Here is a 23,815-nt window from a genome sequence, read left to right as displayed (position 1 = left end):
TGAATGACAAGCCCGGAAGCGAGGCTCCATGAGCTCCTCGAACACCGTTCTGATCACCGGCACCTCCTCCGGCATCGGCCTGGCCACCGCGGTGGCGTCGGCGCGGGCGGGCTGGCAGACCATTGCCACCATGCGGGACGTCGGCAGAGCGGGCGCACTGCTCGACGCCGCGAACGAGGCGGGCGTCGCGGGGCTCGTGCGCGTGGAGGCCTTGGACGTCACCGATCCCGGCTCCGTCGCGAACTGCGTGCAGCAGGTCGTCGCCGACTACGGGCGACTCGATGCCGTGATCAACAATGCCGGTGCAGGATTCGTCGGCACCATCGAGCAGACCGGCCTGGATCCGGTGCGAAATGTCATGGAGGTCAATTACTTCGGCGTTGTCTCGGTCACGCATGCCGCCATGCCGCACCTGCGCGCATCTGGCGGGCGGCTCATTACCGTCACCAGCGTCGGCGGCGTGATCGGCCAGCCGTTCAATGAGGCGTACTGCGCCGCCAAGTTCGCGGTCGAAGGCTTCATGGAGTCGCTCGCACCGGTCGCCGCCACCGTCGGCGTGCAGGTCACCGTGGTCGAACCCGGTGCGGTGGCAAGCGAATTCGTGGCCAGCCAGCAGATCGATATCCCCGGATTGCTCAAAGCTGCCGGCCCCTACGCCCCGGCCTTGAAGTCCTATATCGAACGCACCCAGGGCGCGTTCCGCAATGCCCAGACCTCCGAGGGCGCGGCGGACTCGATCATCGCAGCCCTTACTGCCGAAGAGCCGCCCTTCCGGGTCCAGACCTCGTCCTGGGCCCGCGGATTCAGCTCCACCAAGCTCGCCGACCTGGATGGCTCCGCCGTGCAGATGGTCACCGCGAGCTGGGTAGCCCAGCCCGTCCACTGACCGCACCGGCCGCATGGGCCGGTCCGAGCACGAACTGCTCGCGACCGGCCGGTGCGAAAGGTGTTCAGCCCTGGGGCTTACCGAGGCAGAAGGTGGTCTGCGGATCGGACAGGGTGATCACATTGTCCGCATCCGCGGTGCACAGGTTCTCGTCCGCCTGCCCGTCGATTCGCTGCAACACCCGGAAGCTGGCGTCGGTCGACGCGCAATCGGCGTACTGATAGCCGGTCATCGGGGCATCGTGATAGCAGCTGTCCTGCTTGAAGTTCGGCGCCAGGCAGAGGAATGCGGTGGTGGTGGCGTTGAGCGTCTCCTCGTACGAGGTGTAGTCGGCGGCGCAGTCGGCCTTGGCGTCGAATACCTTGGCCACCTTGTAGACCGCCTTGACCGAGGAGCAGTCCACCGGTTCGGTCTTCGAATCGATCATCGAACCCTTGATCACATTGATGCAGTCACCCACCTTGGCGCGCGCGGTATCGGACTTGCTCGAATCCTTGACCGCCTGAGTGCCCTTCTCCACCACGGAGCAGCCGGCCAGCGCCAGCGCGAATACCGCCACCACAACCGGCACGAGACGCCACAGCCGCCGCGTTCTCGTCGGAGTCACCTGCATCGATGTCACATCCCTTTCAACACTTTTGTCCGGATTGGCCTCGCCCACCCAACCCTGCCGGCGCCGCGCGAGCATCCGGGAAACCACGGGATCAGCCCGGACCCGTGACTCGACTCCACACAAGTTAGGCTGCCGAGGGACCGTCCGAGCGGGAGGAGCGCGCCATCAAGGCATTTGTCGGACGCGTCCACGAGCTCACCAGCTTGGACGCGGTCTACAGCGCACCGGACGGGCCCTGGGTGTTCCTGGTCGAAGGACCGGCGGGCATCGGAAAATCCCGGCTGCTCGGCGAACTATCGCGGCAGGTCGGCGCGCGCGAGGTCCGCGTGGTGTCGGTGCCCGCCACCGAATTCGAGGAATCGACACCACTGCAACTGATTCGCGACATCCTCGAACAATTCTCCGACGCCGATACCGCGGCGCTCGACCGCGATCCGACCGGCACCGACGCCCGTGAGCTGGCTCGAATGCTGCGCCGAAGACTCGGCGCCGCACCGACCATGCTGATTATCGACGACGCCCACTGGGCCGACGCCGCCTCACTCCGGGTGCTGGCCTTACTGATTCGGAGCCGCCCGGCCGAGGCCACCCGTGTGGTGCTGGCCTATCGCGAGGGGCAGTTTCCGGCGCTGCTCGGACATACCCTGCGTGCCATCGGCACCGCGACCTTCCATCTGCCCATCCCACCGCTGTCCCCCGCCGACGCCGCTGCCCTGCTGCCCGGCATTGCGTCCGGGCGACGCGACCGGCTCCTGACCGCCTCGCACGGCAACCCGCTGTATCTGCTGCTGCTCGCCCGGCTCTCCCCCGCCGAATTCGACGCTGCCGTCCGCGAGGACGATCCCGCCGCTCCGACGGCCGACCATTCCGCGCTGGACCGGACCATCCGCGCGGAACTCGCACACCTGCCGCCGCGCGAACAGTTGGTCGCGCAGGCCGCAGCGGTATGCGGTCCGACCGCCGATGCCGAACTGCTCCGCGCTACAGCCGAACTGAGCCGCTCCGAATTGACCGCCGGAATCGACGAACTCGCGCGCCGCGGCTGGCTCACGGTCACCGGCGGCACCGTGACCTTCCGGCATCCGCTCATCCGCACCGCCGCCTTCCGATTGGCGGGCCACGGCTGGCGAGCCGAGGCACACGCGCGCGCGGCCCGCACGCTGCGTGCCGCCGACGCGCCCTTGCTCACGCGCGCACGGCATCTCGAACACGCGCTGTGCGGAGGTGACGAGCTGGCCGCCGCCGACCTGCTGCGCGCCGCCGAACAGGCCCTGGCCACCGCGCCTGCCACCAGCGCCCGCTGGATCGAGGCTGCCCTGCAAGCCGCACCCAACCAGCCCGACAGCGCCGGACTACCCGTGCGACTGTTGCTCGGCCGCGCACTGCTGCTGTCGGGAGCCGCGGAATCAGCGCGCGGCGTTCTCGAACCTCTTGCGGCGCAACCGGGACCGCAACGGACCGACGCGCTGCTGCTGTACGCCCGCTGCGAACGCATTCTCGGCAATGTCGATACGGCCCGAATCCTGTTGGCGACGGCCGCCGATCGGCCCGGTGCCACCGGAAACGGGCCCGTGCAACTGGAATTGGCGATCCTCGAACTCCAGGACAACCGGGATGCCGAGGGCGCGGCACGAGTACGGGCGCTGTTCGAATCCGAGGCGGTGCGGGAGCCTGCCATCCGGGCAGCCGCGCTGACCCTGCGCAGCATGGGGCAACTCACCGGCCTGGACATGACGGCGGCGACCACGAGTTACCGTGCCGCCGAACGAGAATTCGCCCAGCTGACCGACAGCCAGGTACTCGACGGTGTGCACGCGGTATCCGCACTAGGCTGGATGGCGTACTTCCTCGACGACCATCGCACCGGAATCGCCCACATCGAGCGGGCGATTCGCATCAGCCGCCGCTTCGGGCAGAGCTTCATCCTGCCCGAACTGCATACGGTGCAGGCCTATTCGCTGGCCAAGCTCGGACGGTTCGAGGAATCGCTCGCCGCCGCCGAGGATGCCGCCGAATCAGCGGAACTGTTCGGCTACTCCGATGTCCCGCCGCTGGCAGGCACTATCAAACTGCGTGTCCTGGAGGCGACCTCACCGCGCGCGGAGGTGCTGCGCTGGTGGCGCATCGTCGACGCCATGCCGCGCCCGGTCATGCGCTGGTGGCGGGCCGTCGTCGACGCCGCACTGAGTGAGACCGCCGCACGCCTGGGCACGGGTGCCGCGAACACCGCAGTCCCGCAACCCGATCGAGCGCATCCCACCCGGCCGACGGAACTCGCCGCCCAGGCACAGACGGCAATCGCGCAGGGCGCCCTCGATATCGCAGGCACGCTGGTGGCGCAGGCCGAGGAGGCTGCTCGCAGACTGGGACTACCCGGACAGTTGGCCGCTGCCGCGCAGGCCCGCTCCGAATACGCCTCCGCACGTGGCGATCTGGACGAGGCGGCGACCGTCGTGCAGGTCGCGATCGACGAGTTCGGCCGGGCGGCCATGCCGGTACAACGCGGGCAGGCGCTGCTGCTCGCGGCGCAGTTGGCCGGTCGCCGCGGCGACTTCACCCGCGCCACCGCCGCAATCGCTGCCGCGCGTGCGGATTTCACCGCAGCGGGCGCGTTCGAATTGCTCGTCGAAGCGACCGCGGTGCAACGCCGGCTGGCCGGGCATCAGACCGTCAGCGGGGCAAGGGAACTGACCGAGCGGGAACGTGAAGTCGCCGATCTCGCGGCCTGCGGTCGTACCAACAAGGAGATCGCCGCACAGCTGTATCTGAGTCCCCGCACCGTCGAGGACCATCTCAGTCGCATCCTGCGCAAACTGGGGCTGACCAGCCGGGCGGGCATTGCCCACCGGCTGGTCGAGTTGGATGCCGCGTCGGCGCGCTAGCCGAAAAGCTCGAATTCCGGCACTCAGCCGGTGATTTCCCACTCGTACACGGTGAGTTCCGATGCGCCACTGGTGTGAATGGGATCGGTGAACACCAGATCCCGGGCGGCATCGAAGTTTTCGGCGAGGACGACATAGGCGCCACCGCTGTTATCGGTGAACTTGCCGGTCTCGACCAATTGCCCGCGCGAGCGGACGCCGTCGAGCCACTCCCGATGCGGCTGTGCGACAGCCGGATCGAAGCGCGGGGTGCGCATTGCCAGCACCAAGTACTTGCGCACCCTGCGCTACTCCCTACTTAATTCTGTTCGTCGTCGGTGCGGGGCGTGGCGCGAGTAGCGGCCGCCGCGGCACGAACCTGCGGTGCTACCTGCACCACCTGACCGAGCACACCATTGATGAACGAGGGCGAATCGTCGGTGGAGAGTTCCTTGGCCAGCTCCACCGCTTCATCGACCGCCACCACGGGCGGAACATCATTGGCGTGGAACAACTCCCACACCGCGACCCGCAGAATGGCACGGTCCACGGCGGGCAGCCGGGACAGGGCCCAATCCTGCAGGTAGGACTCGATGGTGCCGTCCACCCGGTCCAGATCGTCGGCAACGCCTTCGACCAGAACGCGGGTGTAGGGGTTCACCGGGGCCACCGAATCGTCCCGCACGGAGAGCGAGACGCGTTCGGACAGCAGTTCCGCAGGGTCGATGTCACGGGCTTCTGCTTCGAAGAGCAGATCGACCGCACGTCGGCGCGCCTTGTGTCGCGCACCCAGCTTCTTGAAACTCGCGGACTTCTTGTCCTGGGGCTGATTGGCCACGGTCACCATTATCCGCGCGTCAGGAGTTGACGCGGCTGATGTAGGAGCCGTCACGGGTATCGACGCGCAGCTTGTCACCCTGATTGATGAAAAGCGGCACCTGGATCTCCGCGCCGGTCTCCACGGTGGCGGGCTTGGTGCCCGCGCTGGAGCGGTCGCCCTGCAGGCCCGGCTCGGTGTGGGTGACGACAACATCGATGGCGACGGGAAGCTCGACGAAGAGCGCCTCACCCTCGTGCATGGCGATCTGGACCTGCATGTTCTCCAGCAGGAAGCCCGCGTTCTTGCCGATGGTCGACTCCTGCAGGTGAATCTGGTCGTACGTCTCGCCATCCATGAAGATGAAGTCCGAGCCGTCGTGGTACAGGTAGGTCATATCGCGACGGTCGACGGTCGCGGTCTCCACCTTGACACCGGCGTTGAAGGTCTTGTCGACCACCTTGCCCGAGATCACGTTCTTCAGCTTGGTACGCACGAAGGCAGGACCCTTACCCGGCTTGACATGCTGGAACTCGACAATCTGCTGCAGATTGTTGTCGATCTTCAGCACGAGGCCGTTCTTGAAGTCGCTGGTATCCGCCACTGTCCTCGGATCTCCTGTTCTAGTTCCATTCGCGGCTGGCCGCGCTGGCAGACCGGCGTCATTCGACGACGGTCAGGTCTTTGCTGGTGCGGGTGAGCAGCTCCGGGCCCCCTTGGCGAACCACGAGCGTATCCTCGATCCGGACTCCGCCGCGGCCGGGGAAATACACACCTGGCTCGACGGTCACCGCCACGCCATCGAGAAGTGTACCCGTGCCCGTTTTGGCGATTCCGGGCGCTTCATGGATCTGCAGGCCGACCCCGTGTCCGAGGCCGTGCACGAAGAGCTCGCCATAGCCCGCCGCCTCGATGACCGAGCGGGCCGCGCCGTCCACCGCCCGGGTCGAGACACCGGGAGCCAGCGCCTCACGTCCCGCCTGCTGTGCCGCGTAAACCAAGTCGTAGATCTCGCGCTGCCAGTCCGAGGGCTGGCCCAGGACGAAGGTGCGGGTCATATCCGAGTGGTAGCCGCCGAGCATCGCGCCGAAGTCGAGCTTCACGAAATCACCCGTGGCCAGCATCGCCTCGGTCGGACGATGGTGCGGGACGGCCGAATTCGCGCCGGCGGCGACAATCGTCTCGAAGGCGATGGCGTCCGCGCCGTGCTCGAACATCAGCCACTCCAGCTCGCGGGCGACCTGCCGTTCGGTGCGACCGGGACGCAGGCCACCGCGCTCCAGCAGCGTGGCGAGGGCCACGTCGGCGGCGGCGCAGGCGGCGGTGAGCAAAGCGACCTCGTGCGCGTCCTTCACCATGCGCAGCTGCTCCACCAGGCCCGATACCCCTACCAGGTCGAGTCCGGTGACCAAACCCTCGAAGCCGCGGTGCTGTTCGACGGTGAGCACGTGGCTCTCGAAACCGACTCGGCCGGTCTGCCACTCCCCCGCGATCTCCACCACGCGGCGCGCGCTCGCCCGATTGATCTCGGCCCGCAGATCGGGGACCTGCTCACCGACCTGCGTGATGTAGCGGCCGTCGGTGCAGATGACAGTGCGATCCTCGGAGCTGTCCCAGGAATCCACCAGCAGTGCGGCATTCGATCCGGTGAAACCGGTCAGATAGCGAATATTGATCAGGTCCGTGACCAATAGGGCATCGACGCGGTTCTCGACCAGCAGGTTCCGCAGGTTGGCCCGGCGCGCCGCGTAATTGGGGCGCCCGCCCGGATCGTGGTCAGCAGACATGCGTCCAAGCTACCGCCGACACGCCGCAACACCGACACCCAACACGTATCTGCCCGAATTAGGCGAAAGCCCGGTTGTTCACATGCCAAGCGGTTCTCCACAATTCGTGGATGCGCCGCCCACAGCGGCCGCCGGGGCGGCAGGCTCGAGGTATGCGATTGCTGCCACTGCTGGTCCTCACCGCCTGGTGCACGGCGCTCAGTTGTTTCGATCTGCGACTGCGGCGACTGCCCAATTCCCTGACGCTGCCGGGCGCGGTCGTGGCGCTCTGCTACGGCTCGGCTATCGGCCGTCCGGCTGCCGCGGCCCTCGGTGCCCTGTTGCTCGCAGTGCCCTATCTATTCGTACATCTGTGTGCCCCGGCCGCACTCGGAGCCGGTGACGTGAAACTCGCACTCGGGCTCGGGGCCGCGACCGCACTGGGCGGGGCGCACGCCTGGGTGTGGGCGGCTCTGGCCGCACCCGCGATTACCGCGCTGGCCGGGGTCGGCACGCTGCTCGCACATGCGGCACGACCCCAGGATTCGGCGGGTCCGGAGCCGCCGATCGGTACCGTCGCGCACGGTCCCGCCATGTGCGCCGCCAGTGTGCTTGCGCTCCTTGCCACGCCGTGACTGTGCTGCTTGCCGCACCATGACCCGGGTCACGGCGGACCGCGTGTCCGGGTAACCGTATTCACGTGGAAAGATATAACCCGTGTTGCGCTGGATAACTGCCGGAGAATCCCATGGCCCTGCTCTCGTCACCATCCTCGAGGGGATGGTGGCCGGTGTCGAGGTGAGCTCTGCCGATGTCGGCACACAGCTGGCGCGCCGGCGGCTGGGCTACGGCCGCGGCGCCCGGATGAAGTTCGAGGCCGATGTGGTCACCCTGGTCGGCGGCGTACGCCACGGCCGCACCATGGGCGGACCGGTCGCCATCGAGGTCGCCAATTCCGAATGGCCCAAGTGGACCCAGGTCATGTCCGCCGATCCGGTGGACGAGGCCGAGCTCGCCGAACTGGCCCGCAATGCGCCGCTCACCCGGCCGCGGCCCGGGCATGCCGATTACTCGGGCATGCTCAAGTACGGCTTCGACGACGCCCGTAATGTGCTCGAGCGCGCCAGCGCCCGCGAGACCGCCGCGCGCGTCGCGGCCGGGACCGTGGCCAAGAACTTCCTGCGGCAGGCGCTCGGGGTCGAGGTGATCTCGCACGTGGTGTCCATCGGCACTGCGGCCGACACCACCGGTTTCGTGCCCACCGCCGCGGATCTGGATGCCATTGACGAGAGCCCGGTGCGGGCCTTCAACAAGGACGCCGAAGCCGCCATGATCGTCGAGATCGAGGCCGCCAAGAAAGACGGCGACACCCTCGGAGGTGTGGTCGAGGTCGTGATCGAGGGGCTGCCCGTCGGTCTGGGTTCGTTCACCAGCGGTGAGGCGCGGCTGGATTCGCGACTCGCGGGCGCGCTCATGGGGATTCAGGCCATCAAGGGTGTCGAGGTGGGTGACGGTTTCGAGACCGCGCGCCGGCGCGGCAGCCAGGCGCACGACGAGATGAAGCCCGGCCCCGACGGGGTGCTGCGCTCCACCAACCGCGCGGGCGGGCTCGAAGGCGGCATGACCAATGGCGAGCCGCTGCGGGTTCGCGCCGCCATGAAGCCGATCTCCACCGTGCCGCGCGCACTGTCGACCGTCGATATGTCCACCGGTGACGAGGCCGTCGCCATTCACCAGCGCTCCGATGTGTGCGCGGTGCCGGCGGCCGGTGTGGTCGCCGAGGCCATGGTCGCCCTGGTCGTGGCGCAGGCGGTGCTGGAGAAGTTCGGGGGCGACTCGCTGCCGGAGACCGTCGACAATATCAACGGCTACCTGAAGCGAATCAACGCGCGCCCGCACGTTCCCTCGGGCAACGCGCCACAGTGACCGGCGAAACCGATCAGCAGCCGCCGAGTGTGGTGCTGGTCGGTCCGCCCGGTGCGGGTAAGTCGACGATCGGCCGCAAACTCGCACGCGAACTCGGCGTGGACCTCTACGACACCGATGCCGGGATCGAGGAGCAGACCGGGCGCACCATTCCCGAAATCTTCGCCGAGGACGGGGAACCGGAGTTCCGGCGTATCGAGGAACAGGTGGTGCGCGACGCCGTCCTCGCCGGACACGGCATCATCTCCCTCGGCGGTGGCTCGGTGCTCTCGGCGACCACCCGGGAACTGCTACGCGGGCGCACCGTGGTGTACCTGGAAATCAGTGTGGGCGAAGGGCTTCGGCGCACCGGGGCCAGCACCAACCGGCCGCTGCTCAACGGCGCCGATCCGGCGGCCAAATACCGCGAGCTGATGAAGATCCGCCGCCCGCTCTACCGCGAGGTGGCGAGCGTGCGCGTGCGCACCGACGGCCGCAGCCCGGGCCGCGTGGTCAAAATGATCCTGGGCAAGCTCGGCCTGGAGTCGACACTGCCGCAAGAGGATACGACGCCCGAATTGCCGGTCGTGCCCCTGGAACCGAACGACTCCAGTCGCTCCCGTTCCCGCCGCCGCCGGCGCCGCGGACGTAGCCGCGCCGACAACACAGCCCCCACCCAGCCGAATGCCGCAGCACCCGAGGCAGTTCCGGCCGCCTCCGCACAGCCGAACCCCGCCGACCCGGACTCAGAGACCGGTCCCGACGACGCCACGACCAAACCCGCCCGCCGCGGCCGCCGTTCCCGTCGCCGCAGCCGCCGCCCCGCCGGACCCGCCACCGGCGCCACAACAATCGATGCCACGGACGGCAGCGGCACCGATGCAGTCAACTCGACCGCAACAGGAGCAGGCCGCACGGCGTCGAGCGGCACCGCGCGCGCAGCCGGGGGCGCCTCGGTAGCGGGCGAACCGCGGCCGGATTCCGGCTCCGCCACAACAGGTTCCGCAGGCTCGGATGCCAACCCCGCCACAGCAGCGACCCTGCGAACCGAGGGCGACGCCGCCCCACGGGCCTCGACGCGTGGCGGGCGTCGCAGGGCTGCCGCCAATCGTCGATCCGCAGCCCGAAGCGCAACAGCGGAAGGCACGCAAGGCACGGCTGGGAGCGCAACGGCAGCAGCGGGAACTCCACCCGCCGGTGGCACGGCAGTGGAAGCCACGCGATCCGCAGCGGCGGATTCCACACAGGCCGGGGGCGTTGCTGCGAACCCCACTGCTGAACAACAGGATTCGGCCACACAGAGCGCACCGGGCGCCGGGCGGTCGCGGCGGGCGCGGGCCCGTCGTGCCCGGGCGCGCGCTCGGACCGGGGCCGAACACGGACCAGAACAATCCGCACGAGAAGAATCGGAGCAGCCCCTATGAGCGAGCCGACCCGCATCGAGGTCCGCACCGCCGACCCGTACCCGGTGATTATCGGACGTGGCCTGCTGGGCGATCTGGTCAACGAGGTGACCCGCAGTTCCGCCGTGCGCACCGTCGCGATCTTCCATCAGCCGCCGCTGGCCGAGACCGCCGAGGTGGTGCGGAAGGCGCTGGCGGACAAGGGGATCGACGCGCACCGCATCGAGATCCCGGATGCCGAGGACGGTAAGGATCTGGCCGTCGCGGGCTACTGCTGGGAGGTGCTCGGCCGCATCGGTCTCACCCGCAAGGATGTGATCATCAGCCTCGGCGGTGGCGCGGCCACCGACCTGTCCGGCTTTGTCGCCGCCACCTGGATGCGCGGTGTGAATATCGTGCACGTGCCGACCACCCTGCTGGCCATGGTGGATGCGGCGGTCGGCGGTAAGACCGGCATCAATACCGAGGCGGGCAAGAACCTGGTCGGCTCCTTCCACGAGCCTGCCGCGGTGCTGGTCGACCTCGCCACGCTGGAAACGGTGCCGCGCAATGAGATCGTGGCGGGCATGGCCGAGATCATCAAGGCCGGTTTCATCGCCGACCCGGTCATTCTGGAGCTGATCGAGCGCGATCCGCAGGCCGCCATCGACCCGACCGGCGAGGTACTGCCCGAGCTCATCCGCCGTGCCGTGCAGGTCAAGGCCGATGTGGTCGCCGCCGACCTCAAGGAATCGGATCTGCGCGAGATCCTCAACTACGGCCACACCCTCGGCCATGCCATCGAGCGCCGCGAGCGCTACCGCTGGCGTCACGGTGCGGCCGTCTCGGTCGGCCTGGTCTTCGCCGCCGAACTCGGCCGCCTCGCAGGTCGTCTCGACGATGCCACCGCCGAACGCCACCGCAGCGTGCTGGCCAGCGTCGGCCTGCCCACCACCTACGATGCCGACGCGCTCCCCCAGTTGCTCGACACCATGCAGACCGATAAGAAGACCCGCTCCGGCGTGCTGCGCTTCGTGGTCCTGGACGGTCTGGCCAAGCCGGGCCGTCTCGAAGGCCCGGACCCGTCGCTGCTGGCCGCGGCCTACTCGGCGGTCGCCCGCGAGGGCAACACCGGCGGCGCGATCCTGCTGTAGTCGCAACCGTCATCCCGGCATGCTTTGGCCGGGATCCACACTGACGACGCCCCAACGGGTTTCGGTGGATTCCGGCCAAAAGCATGCCGGAATGACGGGGCCCGAATGACGACGCGCTGCTGCGGAATTCCGCAGCAGCGCGCATTGTGTCCGGGTCCGGGCGTGTCAGACGCTCGCGTGCTCCTTGTTCAAGGAGACGGAATCGTCCGCCGGGGTGCCCGAGTTCTTCCGGTGCCCACGGCTGACCAGGTAGCGGCCGACGGCCACACCGATCATGGCCGGGATGAAGATCAGCAGGATGATGAAGGACGCACCCGAGGTCATCTCGAAGAGCAGACCGTTGGAGCCGAGATCGAACTTGGGCACGAAGCCCAGGATCCAGGCGACAAGACCGGCGCCGAGCCCACCGGCCAGGCCCGCCTTCAGCCAGCGCATGGTGAGATCCGCGCCGTCCTCCGGTTCGACATTCTTCCGCCGGTCGGCGCGACCGTCGAGAACGCCCCAGGCGACCACCGCGACTACCATGACCACCAGGCACAACATTCGCATCCATGCACCATTGGTCGGCCAGTACACCATCGCGAAGCCGAGCAGGGTACGCAGCACAACGGTCAGCGCTCCCAATGCAACGGCGCGCAACACCCACGCATTCATGATGATCACCTTAACCTGCGAACCGGCTCGTCCGAACTGAAACTCGTTCTAGAACTGTATCCCGTTCGCACCGACACGGCCCGGACGGGCACCCGCGCCCCCCGCGACACCTTCCGACACGCTGCTACAAATGCACTGTGAGCACTGAAGAAAGCTCCGCGAGTATCGAGGCCGTCGCCCTGCTGCAGGATCCCATCCGCAGGCGGCTCTACGAGCATGTCGCCGCCGCGGACCACGATGTGAGCCGGGACGAGGCCGCGGAGGCGGCCGAGATCAAGCGGCCACTCGCCGCTTTCCACCTCGACAAGCTCGCCGAGGCCGGCTTGCTCGACACGGTGTTCCGGCGGCCCGAGGGCAAGACCGGCCCAGGTTCGGGACGTCCGGCGAAGTTCTACCGCCGCGCGGAGGCCGAGTTCGCGATCAGCCTGCCGGCGCGCGACTACCGGACCCTCGCAACGGTTCTCGCCGAGGTGACCGAACATGCCGGGCTCGAGGATGCCGTTGCGGCGGCTGCTGCCCAGCACGGTCCGTCGGTGGCGGGGCGCGATGTGATGGACGCGCTGCGCGAGCGCGGCTACGAGCCGTACCTCGACGGTGCGGTAATTCGCCTGCGCAACTGCCCTTTTCACCGACTGGCCGTCGACTTCCCGCCACTGGTCTGCGGAATGAACCTCGCGCTACTCGAGGGCCCGGCCGCCGAGGCCGGATGGACGGCCCGTATGGATCCGGCGCCCGGCAGATGTTGCGTAAGCCTTTCTAAAACAAACACTGATTAGTTATAGTCCAGATATGCATCTCGCACAGCTCAATACCGGGCGCCTCGTCGCACCCGAAGGCGACCCGCAGGTCGCGGAGTTCTACGCCGAACTCGACCGGATCAATGCCGTCGCCGACGCCTCCCCCGGCTTCGTCTGGCGCCTGGTGGACGGCGAGTCGAACAATGCGACCTCGCTGCGCCCCTACGAGACCGACCCGGACATGCTCATCAATATCAGTACGTGGGAGTCGCGTGAGGCGCTCTTCAACTACGTGTACCGCAGTGCGCACATGGAATTCCTGCGCCGCCGCCGCGAATGGTTCGTTCCGCTTCGCAAGACCGTCACCGTGCTGTGGTGGATTCCGATCGGCCACACCCCGACCGTCGAAGAGTCCATGGCACGCCTCGAGCACCTCGAGGCGAACGGGCCCACGCCACACGCCTTCACGTTTCGCAATGCGTTCGAGCCGCAGCCGGCCGGCTAGCTTTCGGTGTGGATCCCGGCCAAAACATGCCGAGATGACGGGGGTGGTCAGTCCTGCAGTGCCGCAGCCATTTCGGCGCGCGGGGCGGGTTTGCCCGTGAACTGTTCGACCTGGTTGTAAGCCTGATTCAGCAGCATGTCGAGGCCGCTGATCACGGTGTGCCCCGCACGGATGACCGCCTCCGCCAGCGGGGTGGGCCACGGGTTGTAGATGGCGTCGAGGACAACCGGGGCCTGGGCCACCGCGTCCGCGACGTCGGCGGCAGCGGACGCCGGGACGGTGCTCACCACGACATCGACATCCGAGCACACGAAACCCAGGCTGTCAGGGTCGAATCCGATCACTTCGGCCGACATGCCCAGTCGCTCAGCGAGTTCCAGGGTATCGGCGGCGCGACCCGCAGCACGGGCGACGATGGTGACGGTGTGCGCGCCGAGTTCGGCCAGGGCCAGCAGCGCCGGACGCGCGGTGCCGCCCGCACCGAGCACCACGGCCTTCGAAATCTCTTCGACGCCGGCACCTTCCAGCGCACCGCGCACCCCGTCCACATCGGTGCAGTCGGCACGCCAGCCGGTATCGGTGCGCACAAGCGTATTCGCCGACCCGACCAGTTCGGCCCGATCGGTGCGCTCATCGGCGTAGGCCAGGGCGGCGACCTTGCCGGGCATGGTCACCGATAGCCCGACCCATTCCGGGCCGAGGCCGTCGACGAAGCCGGGCAGCTGCTCGGCGGTGCACTCGACCCGCTCATAGGTCCAGTCCAGGCCCAGCGCGCGATAGGCCGCCAGATGCAGCTGCGGCGAGCGCGAATGCGAGATCGGGCTGCCCAGCACGGCGGCCCGGCGGTTACCGTCCACTGTCGAGAATTCCACTCTGCCTGGCCTTTTCGATATTGCGCAGATGCTCGTTGTAGTTGTCGGTGAACAGGGTGGTGCCCTGCTTGTCGACGGTCACGAAGTACAGCCAGGTGCCCGGGGCCGGATTCTCCATGGCGCGCAGCGCATCCAGCGACGGCGCGGAGATGGGGCTGACCGGCAGGCCCGACATGGCGTACGTGTTCCACGGCGTCTTGCGGTTGCGGTCGGCGTCGGTGGTGGCGACCTCGGTGCTGGGCAGCGTGTAGTTGACGGTGGAGTCGAACTGCAGCGGCTGATCCACCTTGAGCCGGTTCACGATGACACGCGCGACCTTGGACATGTCCTGCGGCAAGGCTTCCCGCTCCACCAGCGACGCGCCGATCAGCGTGTCGTAGGGCGAGAGACCGTTGGAGGCATTGGACTGCAGCAGACCGGTCGATTCATAGCTGGCGGCACTCGCGCTCACCAGCTGCTTGAGAATCTGGTCGGGCGCGGCGCTCGGATCGAAATCCCAGGTGCCCGCGGCGATCAAGCCCTCCAGCTGGCGCGCACGGTCGGGCACCGCGCGCACCCGGTCCAGCGCCCACGCCGGAACACCCAGCGCGGCCGGATCGGTATTGGTGCCCGCGGCCTCGAGCTGGTCGTAGGTCACGCATTTGGCGGTGGTGCCGTCGCCGACACAGCTGGCATCGGCGATCTTGCGGTAGATGCCGTCCTTGCGCGCATTGGTGGTCACATCGGTGGAGTCGTGCAGCTGACGACCCTCGGAGATCACCACATTGCCGACCCGCGAGCTCTTGGTCACCAGGGCGACCACGGCGTCGGAGCCCTTGCTGTGGCTGGGGATGGCGTAGTAGCCGGGCTGCACCGCATTCATATTGTCATTGCGCACGGCGGCCTCGTAGAAGGCCGCACTACTGGCGACAACACCCTTGGTGTGCATGGTTTCGGCGATCTGGGTGGCGGTATCGCCGGGCTTCACCTGCACCACCGCCAGCGGCCCCGGTGCGCCGGAGGCGTAGTCCTCGGCCGGGCTGAAGCGGTTCATGAATTTCCACGACGCGAAACCGGCTGCGCCGACGAACAATACGGCGAGCACCGCGCCGATGACCCACATATTGCGACGGCGGCGCTTGCGTTCGGCGGCCTTGCGGGAGGCGACACGAGAGCGCTTGGGGCGCTGGCGCTGGCCACCGCCGCGCCCGCCCGATGCGCGGGAGCCGCGTGGTTTCGCGGGGCGGCCACGATCGGCCCGCTGCGGCGCCGGGCGGCGCGGCGGCTCGGGCTCGAGCAGGGGCTCCTCGTCCTCATCCTCGTAGCGCGGGATGACGGTGGTGTCGTCCTCGTAATCGTCGGCTTCCGACCATTCCAGATCGTCACGACGGTAGCGGTGTTCAGCGCTCTGCCGATAGCGTTCCTCGGCGCGCGTCCAGCGGTCGGTCATGCAAGATCACCATCACCGCGCGGCTTCAATGCTGCACTCCGTTCGTCCAACCAACCTTGCAGGATCGACACGGCGGCCGCCTGATCGATGACCTGCCGCTGCCCGCGCGCGCGAACTCCACTGTCCCGCAACGCCCGTGCAGCAGACACCGTAGTCAAACGTTCGTCGGAAAGTCGCACCGGGATCGGAGCGACCAGGGTCCGCAAACGCCCCGCGAAGGTGGCCGCCAGCTTAGCCGAAGAGCCGCTCTCGCCGCGCAAGGTGCGCGGCAGGCCGACGATCACCTCGACGGCCTCGTACTCCCGCACAATCTCGGCAATTCGCGCGAGATCGGGTGAGAGGGTGCCGGGCGCGACCTTTTTCGCCTTGGGCACCGTCTCCACCGGGGTGGCGAGAATACCGTCCGGGTCACTGGAGGCGACACCGATGCGGACGGTGCCGACATCGAGGCTGATCCGCCGGCCACGACCCGGATCGCCCGCGGGGGTGGGCCGGTCCACGGGATACCCCGCGTTTTCGGCAGGGGTCCGGGCGTCGCCGCCGACGCCCGGGCTGTCCGAGTGTTCGGAATGGGACATCAGCCGGCGAGCTCGGCCACCTGCGCCCGCACGGCCGCCAGTCCGGCCTCGATACCGGACGGATCCGAGCCCGCGCCCTGCGCCATCTCCGCCTTACCGCCACCACGGCCATTGATGCTGGGCCCGAAGGCGGCGACCAGGTCACCGGCCTTGACGCCGAGATCCTGCGCGGCCCTGGTCACCGCGACCACAAACGGCACCTTGCCCTCGTCATTGCCGAGCAGCACCACAATGGCGGGCTCGGAACCGAAGCGGCCCTTGATATCCACGACCAGGGTGCGCAGATCGCCCGCACCGACGCCCTTCGGCGCGGCAGCCGCGACCAGCAGCACCTTGCCCAGGCGCTGCGCCTGGTCCACGAACGTGCCCGCCTGAGACAGCACGGCCGCGACCTTGGTGCGCTCGAGTTCCTTCTCGGCAACCTTGAGGCGCTCCACCAGCTGCTCGACCCGCCCCGGCACCTCTTCCGACGGCACCTTCAGCGAGGACGCCACACCGGCGAGCAGCGCGCGCTCCTTCGCCAGGTACTTGTAGGAGTCCAGGCCCACAAAGGCTTCCACGCGGCGCACACCCGAGCCGACCGACGATTCACCCAGCAGGGTGATCGGGCCGATCTGCGAGGAATGCTGCACATGCGTACCACCGCAGAGCTCCATGGAGAACGGTCCGCCGATCTCCACCACGCGCACCTCGTCGCCGTAGTTCTCACCGAACAGCGCCATGGCGCCCATCTTCTTCGCCGACGGCAGATCGGTGACGAAGGTGTTCACCGTGAAGTCGTCCGCCACAGCATCATTGGAGATGGCCTCGATATCGGCCTTCTGCCCCTCCGAAAGCGCGCCCTGCCAATTGAAATCGAAACGCAGGTAGCCCGGCTTGTTGAGCGAACCGGCCTGAACGGCGTTGGGGCCCAGCACCTGTCGCAACGCGGCATGCACCATATGCGTGCCGGAGTGCCCCTGGGTCGCGCCGCGCCGCCACGACGGATCGACGGCGGCGAGCACGGTATCGCCCTCGGCGAGCTGACCGGCCTCGATCGTGGTCTTGTGCACCCACACCTTCTTGGCGATCTTCTGCACATCGTTGATACGCGCCTTCATCGCATGCGAGGAGGTGAGGCTGCCGCGATCAGCGATCTGGCCACCGGATTCGGCGTAGAGCGGCGAGCGGTTCAGAATGACCTCGACGTCCTGCCCGATCTCGGCGACCGGTACCCGCACACCACCGGAGATGATCGCGAGAACCGTTGCCTCGGTGGACAGTTCATCGAAACCGGTGAACTCGGTGGCGCCGCGATCGACGAACTCCTTGTAGATCGTCAGATCCGCGTGCGCGTGCTTACGGGACTGCGCGTCCTCCTTGGCGAGCTTGCGCTGCTCGGCCATGAGCGAGCGGAAACCCTCTTCGTCCACCGAAAGCCCGGCCTCGGAAGCCATTTCCAGGGTCAGGTCGATCGGGAAGCCGAAGGTGTCGTGCAGCAGGAACGCCTCGGTGCCGCTGATCGTCTTGCCGCCCTGGGCCTGTACCTCGGTGACGGCATCGTCGAACAGCTTGGAGCCGGTGGTGAGCGTGCGGAGGAACGCGCTCTCCTCGCCGACGGCCACGGTTTCGATGCGCTTGAAGTCGGTGGCCAGCTCCGGATACGACGGAGCCATGAGCTCGCTGACGACCTTCATGAACTCGCCCATGACCGGCTGGTCCGCGCCGAGCAGGCGGGCCGAGCGGACGATGCGCCGCAGCAGCCGGCGCAGCACGTAGCCGCGGCCGTCATTGCCCGGGTTCACGCCGTCGGCAATCAGCATGGCGCCGGTGCGGGCGTGATCGGCGATGACCCGGAAGCGCACATCGTCGGCGTGCTCGACACCGTAGTTGCGGCCGGTCAGTTCCTCGGCCTTGGTGATGATCGGGCGCAGCAGATCGGTCTCGTAGACATTGTCGACACCCTGCAGCAGGAACGCGACACGCTCAATGCCCATGCCGGTGTCGATGTTCTGCTTGGGCAGCGGGCCCAGGATCTCGAAGTCGTCCTTGCTCCGGCCCTCGCCACGCTCGTTCTGCATGAACACGAGGTTCCAGATTTCGAGGTAGCGATCCTCGTCGGCCTCCGGGCCGCCCTCGATACCGAACTCGGGGCCACGGTCGAAGTAGATCTCCGAGCACGGGCCACACGGGCCGGGGATGCCCATGGACCAGTAGTTGTCGGCCATGCCGCGCCGCTGGATGCGCTCGGACGGCATACCGAGCTCGAGCCAGATCTGCTCGGCCTCGTCGTCATCGAGGTAGACGGTGGCCCACAGCTTTTCGGGGTCGAAGCCGTAGCCGCCGTCCTCGACGCTATCGGTCAGCAGCGACCAGGCGAAGGCGATGGCCTCCCGCTTGAAGTAGTCGCCGAAGCTGAAATTGCCGGCCATCTGGAAGAAGGTGTTGTGGCGAGTGGTGACGCCGACATTCTCGATATCGCCGGTGCGCACGCACTTCTGCACGCTGGTAGCTCGCGCCCAGGGCGGAGTCTGCTGACCGAGGAAATACGGGACGAACTGGACCATGCCTGCGTTGACGAACAGCAGGTTGGGGTCGGCCAGGATCAGCGAGGCACTGGGAACCTCGGTGTGTCCGGCACGGACGAAATGCTCCAGGAAGCGTCGGCGAATCTCGTGGGTCTGCACAGATATCAAGCCTACCGGTCCCGGTCCAGCGGGTTTCCGCCGACCACCGGGCGATAGATACCATCACGATGGTGATAGTGATCCCGGACCCATCGACCCCGTTCCCGCTGCCGCACACAGACCGGACCGTCTATCTGAAACCGCACATCACCTCGGCCGGCATCGAGGTCGGCGACTACAGCTATTTCGACGATCCCGTCGCGGCGACGGAATTCGAGGCCAATAACGTCCTCTACGCCTTCGGCCCCGAAAAGCTGATCATCGGCAAGTTCTGCGCCCTCGCCACCGGCACCCGCTTCATCATGGCCGGCGCCAATCACGCCACCGCGGGCGTTTCCACCTTCCCCTTCACCATCTTCGGCGGCACCTGGGCCGAGCAGACCATGGACATCATCACGTCGATCCCGAGCAAGGGCGACACCGTGGTCGGCAATGACGTGTGGTTCGGCTACAACTCGCTGATCATGCCCGGCGTGCGCATCGGCGACGGCGCGATCATCGCCACCGGCTCGGTTGTCACCGCCGATGTCCCGCCGTACACGATCTTCGGCGGCAATCCGGCCAAGCCGGTCAAGCAGCGCTTCAGCGATACCGAGGTGGACCTGCTGTTGCGCGCGGCCTGGTGGAACTGGCCCATCGAACTCGTCACCGAACACGTCCGCGTCATCATGGCGGGCACCCCGAAGGAGATCGGACAGATCGCCCGCGAAAACGGCCTCCTCACAGACTGAATCGAGACCGCCCGGTCACACGACGAGTTCGGTCGATAACCGGACAAGGTCGGTGGCGAGTTCTAGGCTCGCGGTGTCGGCTCAGTGGGCCGCGAGCCGGCACCTTCCGCCCCGAGAGGAGTCGGCCATGCCGCACATGAGCTCGTACGAACCGGGAGTACCCAATTGGGTGGACCTCGCCACCCCCGATATCGACGCCGCCAAGAACTTTTACACCGATATCTTCGGCTGGCACGCCGACGTCTCCCCCGATCCGCAGTACGGCGGGTACACCATGTTCAGCCTTCCCGGTGATGCCGGTGGCGAGGTGGCCGCCGCCATGACGATCATGAATCCGGGCCAGCCGCCCGCCTGGACCACCTACGTCAATGTGCTCGACGCCGATGCCACCGCCAAGGCCGTACAAGCCGCGGGCGGCACGCTGTTCATGGAACCCATGGATGTGCCCGAGCAGGGCCGGATGGTCGTCTTCGCCGATACGCAGGGCGCGGTCATCGCCGGGTGGCAACCGTACGGCTTCAAGGGCGCGGGAGTCGCCAATGAGCCGAACAGCTGGTGCTGGAGTGAACTCAACTGCCGGAATATCGACCCCGCCAAGGCTTTCTACGCCGAGGTCTTCGGCTGGGAGAGCTCGACCGCCGAGTTCGGCAGCACCACCTACACCGAGTTCAAGGTCGGCGGAAACTCCATCGCGGGCATGATGCAGATGGACGACAACTGGCCGGCCGACGTACCCGCCCACTGGATGAACTACTTCGCGGTGAGCGACGCCGACGCCATCGCGGCGAAGACCGCCGAACTCGGTGGCACCGTCGCCGTACCTCCGACCGATATGACCATCGGCCGCTTCGCCATCCTCAGCGATCCGCAAGGCGCCCGCTTCGCCATCATCCGCCTCGCCGGCTGAGCACTCGCAGTCAGCGAACCCACTCCTTCAACGGCTCGGTATCCAACGTGAAATCGACGGGAGCCGGCAAAACGACCTGCTCACCGAACGGCAGCCGGCTGATCGAGGAGTACACACCGTGCACTGGGCGGCTGTAGACGAAGACCTCGCAGGCATCCCTGTCGATCAAAAGATAGACAGGGATGCCGGTTTCGGCGTACGCACGAGGCTTCTCCACCCGATCGCGTCGATCCGTATCGGAATCGAAGGATGTCACCTCGACCACCATCAGTACCGGGTCGGGGTTCTTCCACACCGGCTGACCGGTGAAGGAGCGGATGGGCGCGAGAATCCCGTCGGGAATCGCACGACCACCTCGATATGCCTCCACCTTCAGCTCGGTGCCCGGGTACATGGACAGATCCGGTCTGCTCAGAATGAAGTGCCTGATCAACCACTGGATGATCTCGACGTGATCGCCGTCCGGCACCGGCTTCGCCCCCAACTTGCCGTAGATGAATTCGAGCTTGATCCCCTCGCCGGCGCGACGCGCTAGACGCGCGAGTTCTTCGAAATCCTCGACAAGCATCTGTGGTCGATCCGCCATAGCTGTCACCGAATCCCTCCGTTCTACTGGGGGCCGTGGATTCACCGACACGGACTACCCTATTTCCCCAGTGTGGCGTGTAGCCATCGTTTCAGATCGACTCGCACCGCGACACGCAGGAACTCTGCTACTGACTGCGGATTATGCGGCGGAGTTTGGTGACGCGGGGGCCTATTTCACGTTCATAGCCGTGGTCGGTGGGGTTGTAGTAGTCCGTGCCGACGAGTTCGTCGGGTGGATACTGTTGTGCGAGAACACCATCCGGGTGATCATGCGGGTACTTGTAGCCCTGGGCGCTGCCCAGGGCGGCGGCGCCCGGGTAGTGGCCGTCACGCAGATGCGGCGGCACCGCACCGGCTTTGCCTGCGCGGATATCGGCCATGGCTGCGCCGATCCCCTTCACGACCGCACCGGATTTGGGGGCGGTGGCGATGTGGATGGTGGCGTGGGCGAGGGCCAGCTGGGCCTCGGGCATACCCACAAGTTGCACGACCTGGGCTGCCGCCACGGCGGTTTGCAGGGCGGTGGGGTCGGCCATGCCGACCTCTTCGCTGGCCTGAATCATCAAGCGGCGGGCGATGAATCGCGGATCCTCGCCCGCGCTGATCATGCGGGCGAGGTAGTGCAGGGCGGCGTCCACATCGGAACCGCGCAGGGATTTGATGAAAGCGCTGATGACGTCGTAGTGCTGGTCACCGGCGCGGTCGTAGCGGACCGCCGCCTTGTCGACACTGGCCTCGACGAGCTCCACGCCCACGGTGCCGTCGAGCGAGGATTCGGCGGACGCCTCCAAGGCCGTGAGCGCGCGCCGGGCATCGCCGCCCGCAATGCGCACGATGTGGTCGAGCGCGGCACCGGTCACCTCGTATTCGCCCGCGAGACCGCGCGGATCTTCGATGGCGCGGGTGAGCACGGTGCGAATATCGTCCTCGGACAAGGACGTCAGCTGCAGTACGAGCGAGCGGGACAGCAGCGGGGATACCACCGAGAAGGACGGGTTCTCGGTGGTCGCGCCGACCAGCAGCACAATGCGGTTCTCGACCGCGGCCAGCAGTGCGTCCTGCTGGGTCTTCGAAAAGCGGTGCACCTCATCGATGAAGAGCACGGTCTGCTCACCCACGGTGAGCCGGCGGCGGGCAAGATCGATGACCCCGCGCACCTCCTTCACTCCGGCGGACAACGCCGAGAGCGCTTCGAAGCGGCGACCGGTGGACTGCGAGATGAGCGAGGCGAGGGTCGTCTTACCGGTTCCCGGCGGCCCGTAGAGCAGCACGGAAGCCGCACCGGAACCCTCGATGAGCCGGCGCAGTGGCGAGCCGGGACCGAGCAGATGCTCTTGGCCCACCACCTCGTCCAGATTTCTCGGGCGCATACGCACGGCCAGCGGCGCGAATCCCTCGCGGCCCGCCGGCGGCAGCGCCTCGAACTCGTCGGACACGTCCTCCATCCCTGGCGCTTCGAACAACCCGTCACTCACCACGCGACCGTACCGCCCGCCCACGACAGGAACGAGCAAGGCCGGGATCCGCGCGGATCCCGGCCTTGCTCGTCGAATCGAATCTATTCTTCCCAGTGCTCTTCGAGAGTCGCCGAGACGTGCTCGGCGAAGTCGCCGAGCGAATCGTCACCCGTGCAGCGGGCGTCCTCGGCGAGAGCGGCCCAGCGGTTGATCAGCGCCGCCGACCGCGGAATCGACAGTCCGTGCTCGCGAGCCGCCGCAATGCGGGTGTGGTCCGCGGGCAGGAACCAGTAGGTGGAGAGCCAGACCCAGATCAGCCGCGCCTCGAGAATGCGCTCGTTGAGCACATTGTCATCGGCGAGCGCGGGCCAGACCGCGACCACTTCCGAGCGCCACGCCTCGACCATCTGCCGGGCACGTTCCCGGGAGAGCTCGAAGTCGCAGAGACAGCCGGGGAAAGAGACCAGCGCGTAGGCGATGTCGAGAGTGGCATCACGGAAGCCACCCCACTCGTAGTCCAGGAAACGAGCGCCCTCGTCATTGAGGATGACATTGTCCGGGCACAGATCGGACGGGCTGAAGGCCCGATAACGCCCGGCGGAGAACAAGCGGTTACCACGAACGATGCGTTCGGCGATCTCGCCGGGAACCTCTATGCCGAGCTCGTGCTGCAGCATGACGGGGACATCGGAGACCGAGGATTCGGCCTGCTGGGCAATGCCGTCCACCCGATGCACCACGTCGACGCGGCGTAGCAGGGCGACAAAATCGGCCTCGCGACCGACGGTGGCAGCGTGCATGCGACCCAGTGCCTGCGCGAATGCCATGAGCGAATTACGCCCGGCCGGCTCGGCCCCGGCCTGCAATACGGCCGTGAGCGAGGTGTTCTCCCCGAGGTCGCTGAGGATGAGCAACCGATCGGGCAGGCTGTAGCCGAGTAGGTAGGCCCCGGGTCTGTGGTCGCGCCCGAGCGCCGTGGTGAATTGGTAGGAAACCGCCTCACGCAAGAATGCGGAGTCGATGCTGGCCACACCGGGCGCCATACCCCCGGTGCGTCGTTCCTGCGCGCTGCCGCGTACCTGCTTCACTATGAGAGTGCGCGGAAGTGAGAAAGCGTTCTCCGCTACACGCACGCGTAGCACCGTCGTTCTACCACTGCCGCTGAGTTCAATTGGATCGCTCAGCTTTACCGCAGCACCCATTCGCTTTGTGAGCAACTGTTGTGCCGCGTACACGACTTCGGCGGCGCGTTCGGCCAATAGTGCGGTCATCGGTTCCCAAGTTACTCGCACCAGGTCACTTTCAGC

22 protein-coding genes and 1 pseudogene are annotated in these 23,815 nt (G+C 67.2%); 10 read left to right on the top strand and 13 right to left on the bottom strand.

Features of this window, described 5'->3' with window-relative positions:
* Positions 1-28 precede the first annotated feature (28 nt).
* On the top strand, positions 29-886 hold the full coding sequence (locus JWN03_RS44795; RefSeq protein WP_297628909.1) for an SDR family oxidoreductase: 858 nt from the start codon (positions 29-31) through the stop codon (positions 884-886).
* Positions 887-950: 64 nt separating this feature from the next.
* On the opposite strand, the gene JWN03_RS44790 is transcribed toward JWN03_RS44795, so the two are convergent.
* Positions 951-1,499 carry an LppU/SCO3897 family protein gene (locus tag JWN03_RS44790; RefSeq protein ID WP_297628908.1) on the bottom strand — a complete coding sequence of 183 codons (549 nt, stop codon included), beginning with the start codon at positions 1,497-1,499 and terminating at the stop codon, positions 951-953.
* Positions 1,500-1,663: 164 nt separating this feature from the next.
* Between JWN03_RS44790 and JWN03_RS44785 the strand changes: the two genes are divergently transcribed.
* Positions 1,664-4,381, top strand: coding sequence for an AAA family ATPase (locus JWN03_RS44785; RefSeq protein ID WP_297628938.1), 2,718 nt, complete (start codon positions 1,664-1,666; stop codon positions 4,379-4,381).
* A 23-nt stretch (positions 4,382-4,404) separates the two neighbouring features.
* Here the strand turns inward: JWN03_RS44785 and JWN03_RS44780 are convergent, their stop codons facing one another.
* Genes JWN03_RS44780 through JWN03_RS44765 form a run of 4 tightly spaced genes read right to left on the bottom strand, consistent with a single transcriptional unit; the run spans position 4,405 to position 6,964 of the window.
* Positions 4,405-4,662 (bottom strand): YciI family protein, encoded by a 258-nt coding sequence (locus JWN03_RS44780; RefSeq protein ID WP_297628907.1) that lies wholly within the window; start codon positions 4,660-4,662, stop codon positions 4,405-4,407.
* A gap of 17 nt (positions 4,663-4,679) precedes the next feature.
* Positions 4,680-5,198, bottom strand: a complete 519-nt coding sequence (nusB, locus tag JWN03_RS44775; RefSeq protein ID WP_297628906.1) for a transcription antitermination factor NusB — start codon at positions 5,196-5,198, stop codon at positions 4,680-4,682.
* A 19-nt stretch (positions 5,199-5,217) separates the two neighbouring features.
* A complete protein-coding gene (gene efp, locus JWN03_RS44770) occupies positions 5,218-5,781 on the bottom strand; it encodes an elongation factor P (RefSeq protein WP_297628905.1) in 564 nt (187 codons plus the stop codon).
* Positions 5,782-5,839: 58 nt separating this feature from the next.
* Positions 5,840-6,964: a M24 family metallopeptidase gene (locus tag JWN03_RS44765; RefSeq protein ID WP_297628904.1), complete on the bottom strand. Its 1,125-nt coding sequence runs from the start codon at positions 6,962-6,964 to the stop codon at positions 5,840-5,842.
* A gap of 152 nt (positions 6,965-7,116) precedes the next feature.
* On the opposite strand from JWN03_RS44765, the gene JWN03_RS44760 reads away from it, so the two are divergent.
* From JWN03_RS44760 to aroB, 4 genes and pseudogenes are all read left to right on the top strand, one after another.
* Complete coding sequence (locus JWN03_RS44760; protein WP_297628903.1) at positions 7,117-7,578, top strand: prepilin peptidase; 462 nt, start codon at positions 7,117-7,119, stop codon at positions 7,576-7,578.
* Between the two features lie 82 nt (positions 7,579-7,660).
* A complete protein-coding gene (gene aroC / locus JWN03_RS44755) occupies positions 7,661-8,869 on the top strand; it encodes a chorismate synthase (protein ID WP_297628902.1) in 1,209 nt (402 codons plus the stop codon).
* Positions 8,866-9,384: pseudogene (locus JWN03_RS44750) on the top strand (shikimate kinase); the annotation flags it as partial. The gene aroC and the pseudogene JWN03_RS44750, both read left to right, overlap by 4 nt.
* An 884-nt stretch (positions 9,385-10,268) precedes the next feature.
* The gene (gene aroB, locus JWN03_RS44745; RefSeq protein WP_297628901.1) at positions 10,269-11,384 is read left to right on the top strand and encodes a 3-dehydroquinate synthase; all 1,116 of its coding nucleotides are present in this window, start codon (positions 10,269-10,271) and stop codon (positions 11,382-11,384) included.
* 165 nt (positions 11,385-11,549) lie between these two features.
* Here aroB and JWN03_RS44740 read toward each other — a convergent pair whose 3' ends face one another.
* Positions 11,550-12,038, bottom strand: coding sequence for a B-4DMT family transporter (locus JWN03_RS44740; protein ID WP_297628900.1), 489 nt, complete (start codon positions 12,036-12,038; stop codon positions 11,550-11,552).
* 137 nt (positions 12,039-12,175) lie between these two features.
* On the opposite strand from JWN03_RS44740, the gene JWN03_RS44735 reads away from it, so the two are divergent.
* Positions 12,176-12,814, top strand: a complete 639-nt coding sequence (locus JWN03_RS44735; RefSeq protein ID WP_297628899.1) for a helix-turn-helix transcriptional regulator — start codon at positions 12,176-12,178, stop codon at positions 12,812-12,814.
* A 13-nt stretch (positions 12,815-12,827) separates the two neighbouring features.
* The gene (locus JWN03_RS44730) at positions 12,828-13,280 is read left to right on the top strand and encodes a DUF3291 domain-containing protein (RefSeq protein ID WP_297628898.1); all 453 of its coding nucleotides are present in this window, start codon (positions 12,828-12,830) and stop codon (positions 13,278-13,280) included.
* Positions 13,281-13,327: 47 nt separating this feature from the next.
* Here JWN03_RS44730 and JWN03_RS44725 read toward each other — a convergent pair whose 3' ends face one another.
* Genes JWN03_RS44725 through alaS form a run of 4 tightly spaced genes read right to left on the bottom strand, consistent with a single transcriptional unit; the run spans position 13,328 to position 18,825 of the window.
* On the bottom strand, positions 13,328-14,152 hold the full coding sequence (locus JWN03_RS44725; protein WP_297628897.1) for a shikimate dehydrogenase: 825 nt from the start codon (positions 14,150-14,152) through the stop codon (positions 13,328-13,330).
* On the bottom strand, positions 14,127-15,581 hold the full coding sequence (locus JWN03_RS44720; RefSeq protein WP_297628896.1) for an endolytic transglycosylase MltG: 1,455 nt from the start codon (positions 15,579-15,581) through the stop codon (positions 14,127-14,129). The genes JWN03_RS44725 and JWN03_RS44720 overlap by 26 nt, the downstream gene beginning before the upstream one ends.
* On the bottom strand, positions 15,578-16,159 hold the full coding sequence (gene ruvX / locus JWN03_RS44715) for a Holliday junction resolvase RuvX (protein ID WP_297628895.1): 582 nt from the start codon (positions 16,157-16,159) through the stop codon (positions 15,578-15,580). Before ruvX ends, JWN03_RS44720 begins: the two co-directional genes overlap by 4 nt.
* Positions 16,159-18,825 carry an alanine--tRNA ligase gene (gene alaS, locus JWN03_RS44710; protein WP_297628894.1) on the bottom strand — a complete coding sequence of 889 codons (2,667 nt, stop codon included), beginning with the start codon at positions 18,823-18,825 and terminating at the stop codon, positions 16,159-16,161. Before alaS ends, ruvX begins: the two co-directional genes overlap by 1 nt.
* A gap of 74 nt (positions 18,826-18,899) precedes the next feature.
* Here alaS and JWN03_RS44705 point away from each other — a divergent pair, with 74 nt between their 5' ends.
* Together JWN03_RS44705 and JWN03_RS44700 are read left to right on the top strand one after the other, a co-directional pair.
* The gene (locus JWN03_RS44705; RefSeq protein ID WP_441343182.1) at positions 18,900-19,556 is read left to right on the top strand and encodes a CatB-related O-acetyltransferase; all 657 of its coding nucleotides are present in this window, start codon (positions 18,900-18,902) and stop codon (positions 19,554-19,556) included.
* A gap of 127 nt (positions 19,557-19,683) precedes the next feature.
* Complete coding sequence (locus JWN03_RS44700) at positions 19,684-20,463, top strand: VOC family protein (RefSeq protein ID WP_297628892.1); 780 nt, start codon at positions 19,684-19,686, stop codon at positions 20,461-20,463.
* Between the two features lie 10 nt (positions 20,464-20,473).
* Here JWN03_RS44700 and JWN03_RS44695 read toward each other — a convergent pair whose 3' ends face one another.
* The 3 genes from JWN03_RS44695 to JWN03_RS44685 all read right to left on the bottom strand — a co-directional run bounded on the left by JWN03_RS44695 (position 20,474) and on the right by JWN03_RS44685 (position 23,779).
* On the bottom strand, positions 20,474-21,049 hold the full coding sequence (locus JWN03_RS44695; RefSeq protein ID WP_297628937.1) for a Uma2 family endonuclease: 576 nt from the start codon (positions 21,047-21,049) through the stop codon (positions 20,474-20,476).
* A 127-nt stretch (positions 21,050-21,176) separates the two neighbouring features.
* Positions 21,177-22,496: a replication-associated recombination protein A gene (locus JWN03_RS44690; protein WP_297628936.1), complete on the bottom strand. Its 1,320-nt coding sequence runs from the start codon at positions 22,494-22,496 to the stop codon at positions 21,177-21,179.
* Positions 22,497-22,609: 113 nt separating this feature from the next.
* Positions 22,610-23,779 (bottom strand): phosphotransferase family protein, encoded by a 1,170-nt coding sequence (locus tag JWN03_RS44685; protein ID WP_297628935.1) that lies wholly within the window; start codon positions 23,777-23,779, stop codon positions 22,610-22,612.
* Positions 23,780-23,815 lie beyond the last annotated feature (36 nt).

This window comes from Nocardia sp. (assembly GCF_025465275.1).
Classification (GTDB): domain Bacteria; phylum Actinomycetota; class Actinomycetes; order Mycobacteriales; family Mycobacteriaceae; genus Nocardia.
Note: the sequence above shows the minus strand (reverse complement) of the source record. Positions and strands in the feature narration are given on the sequence as shown.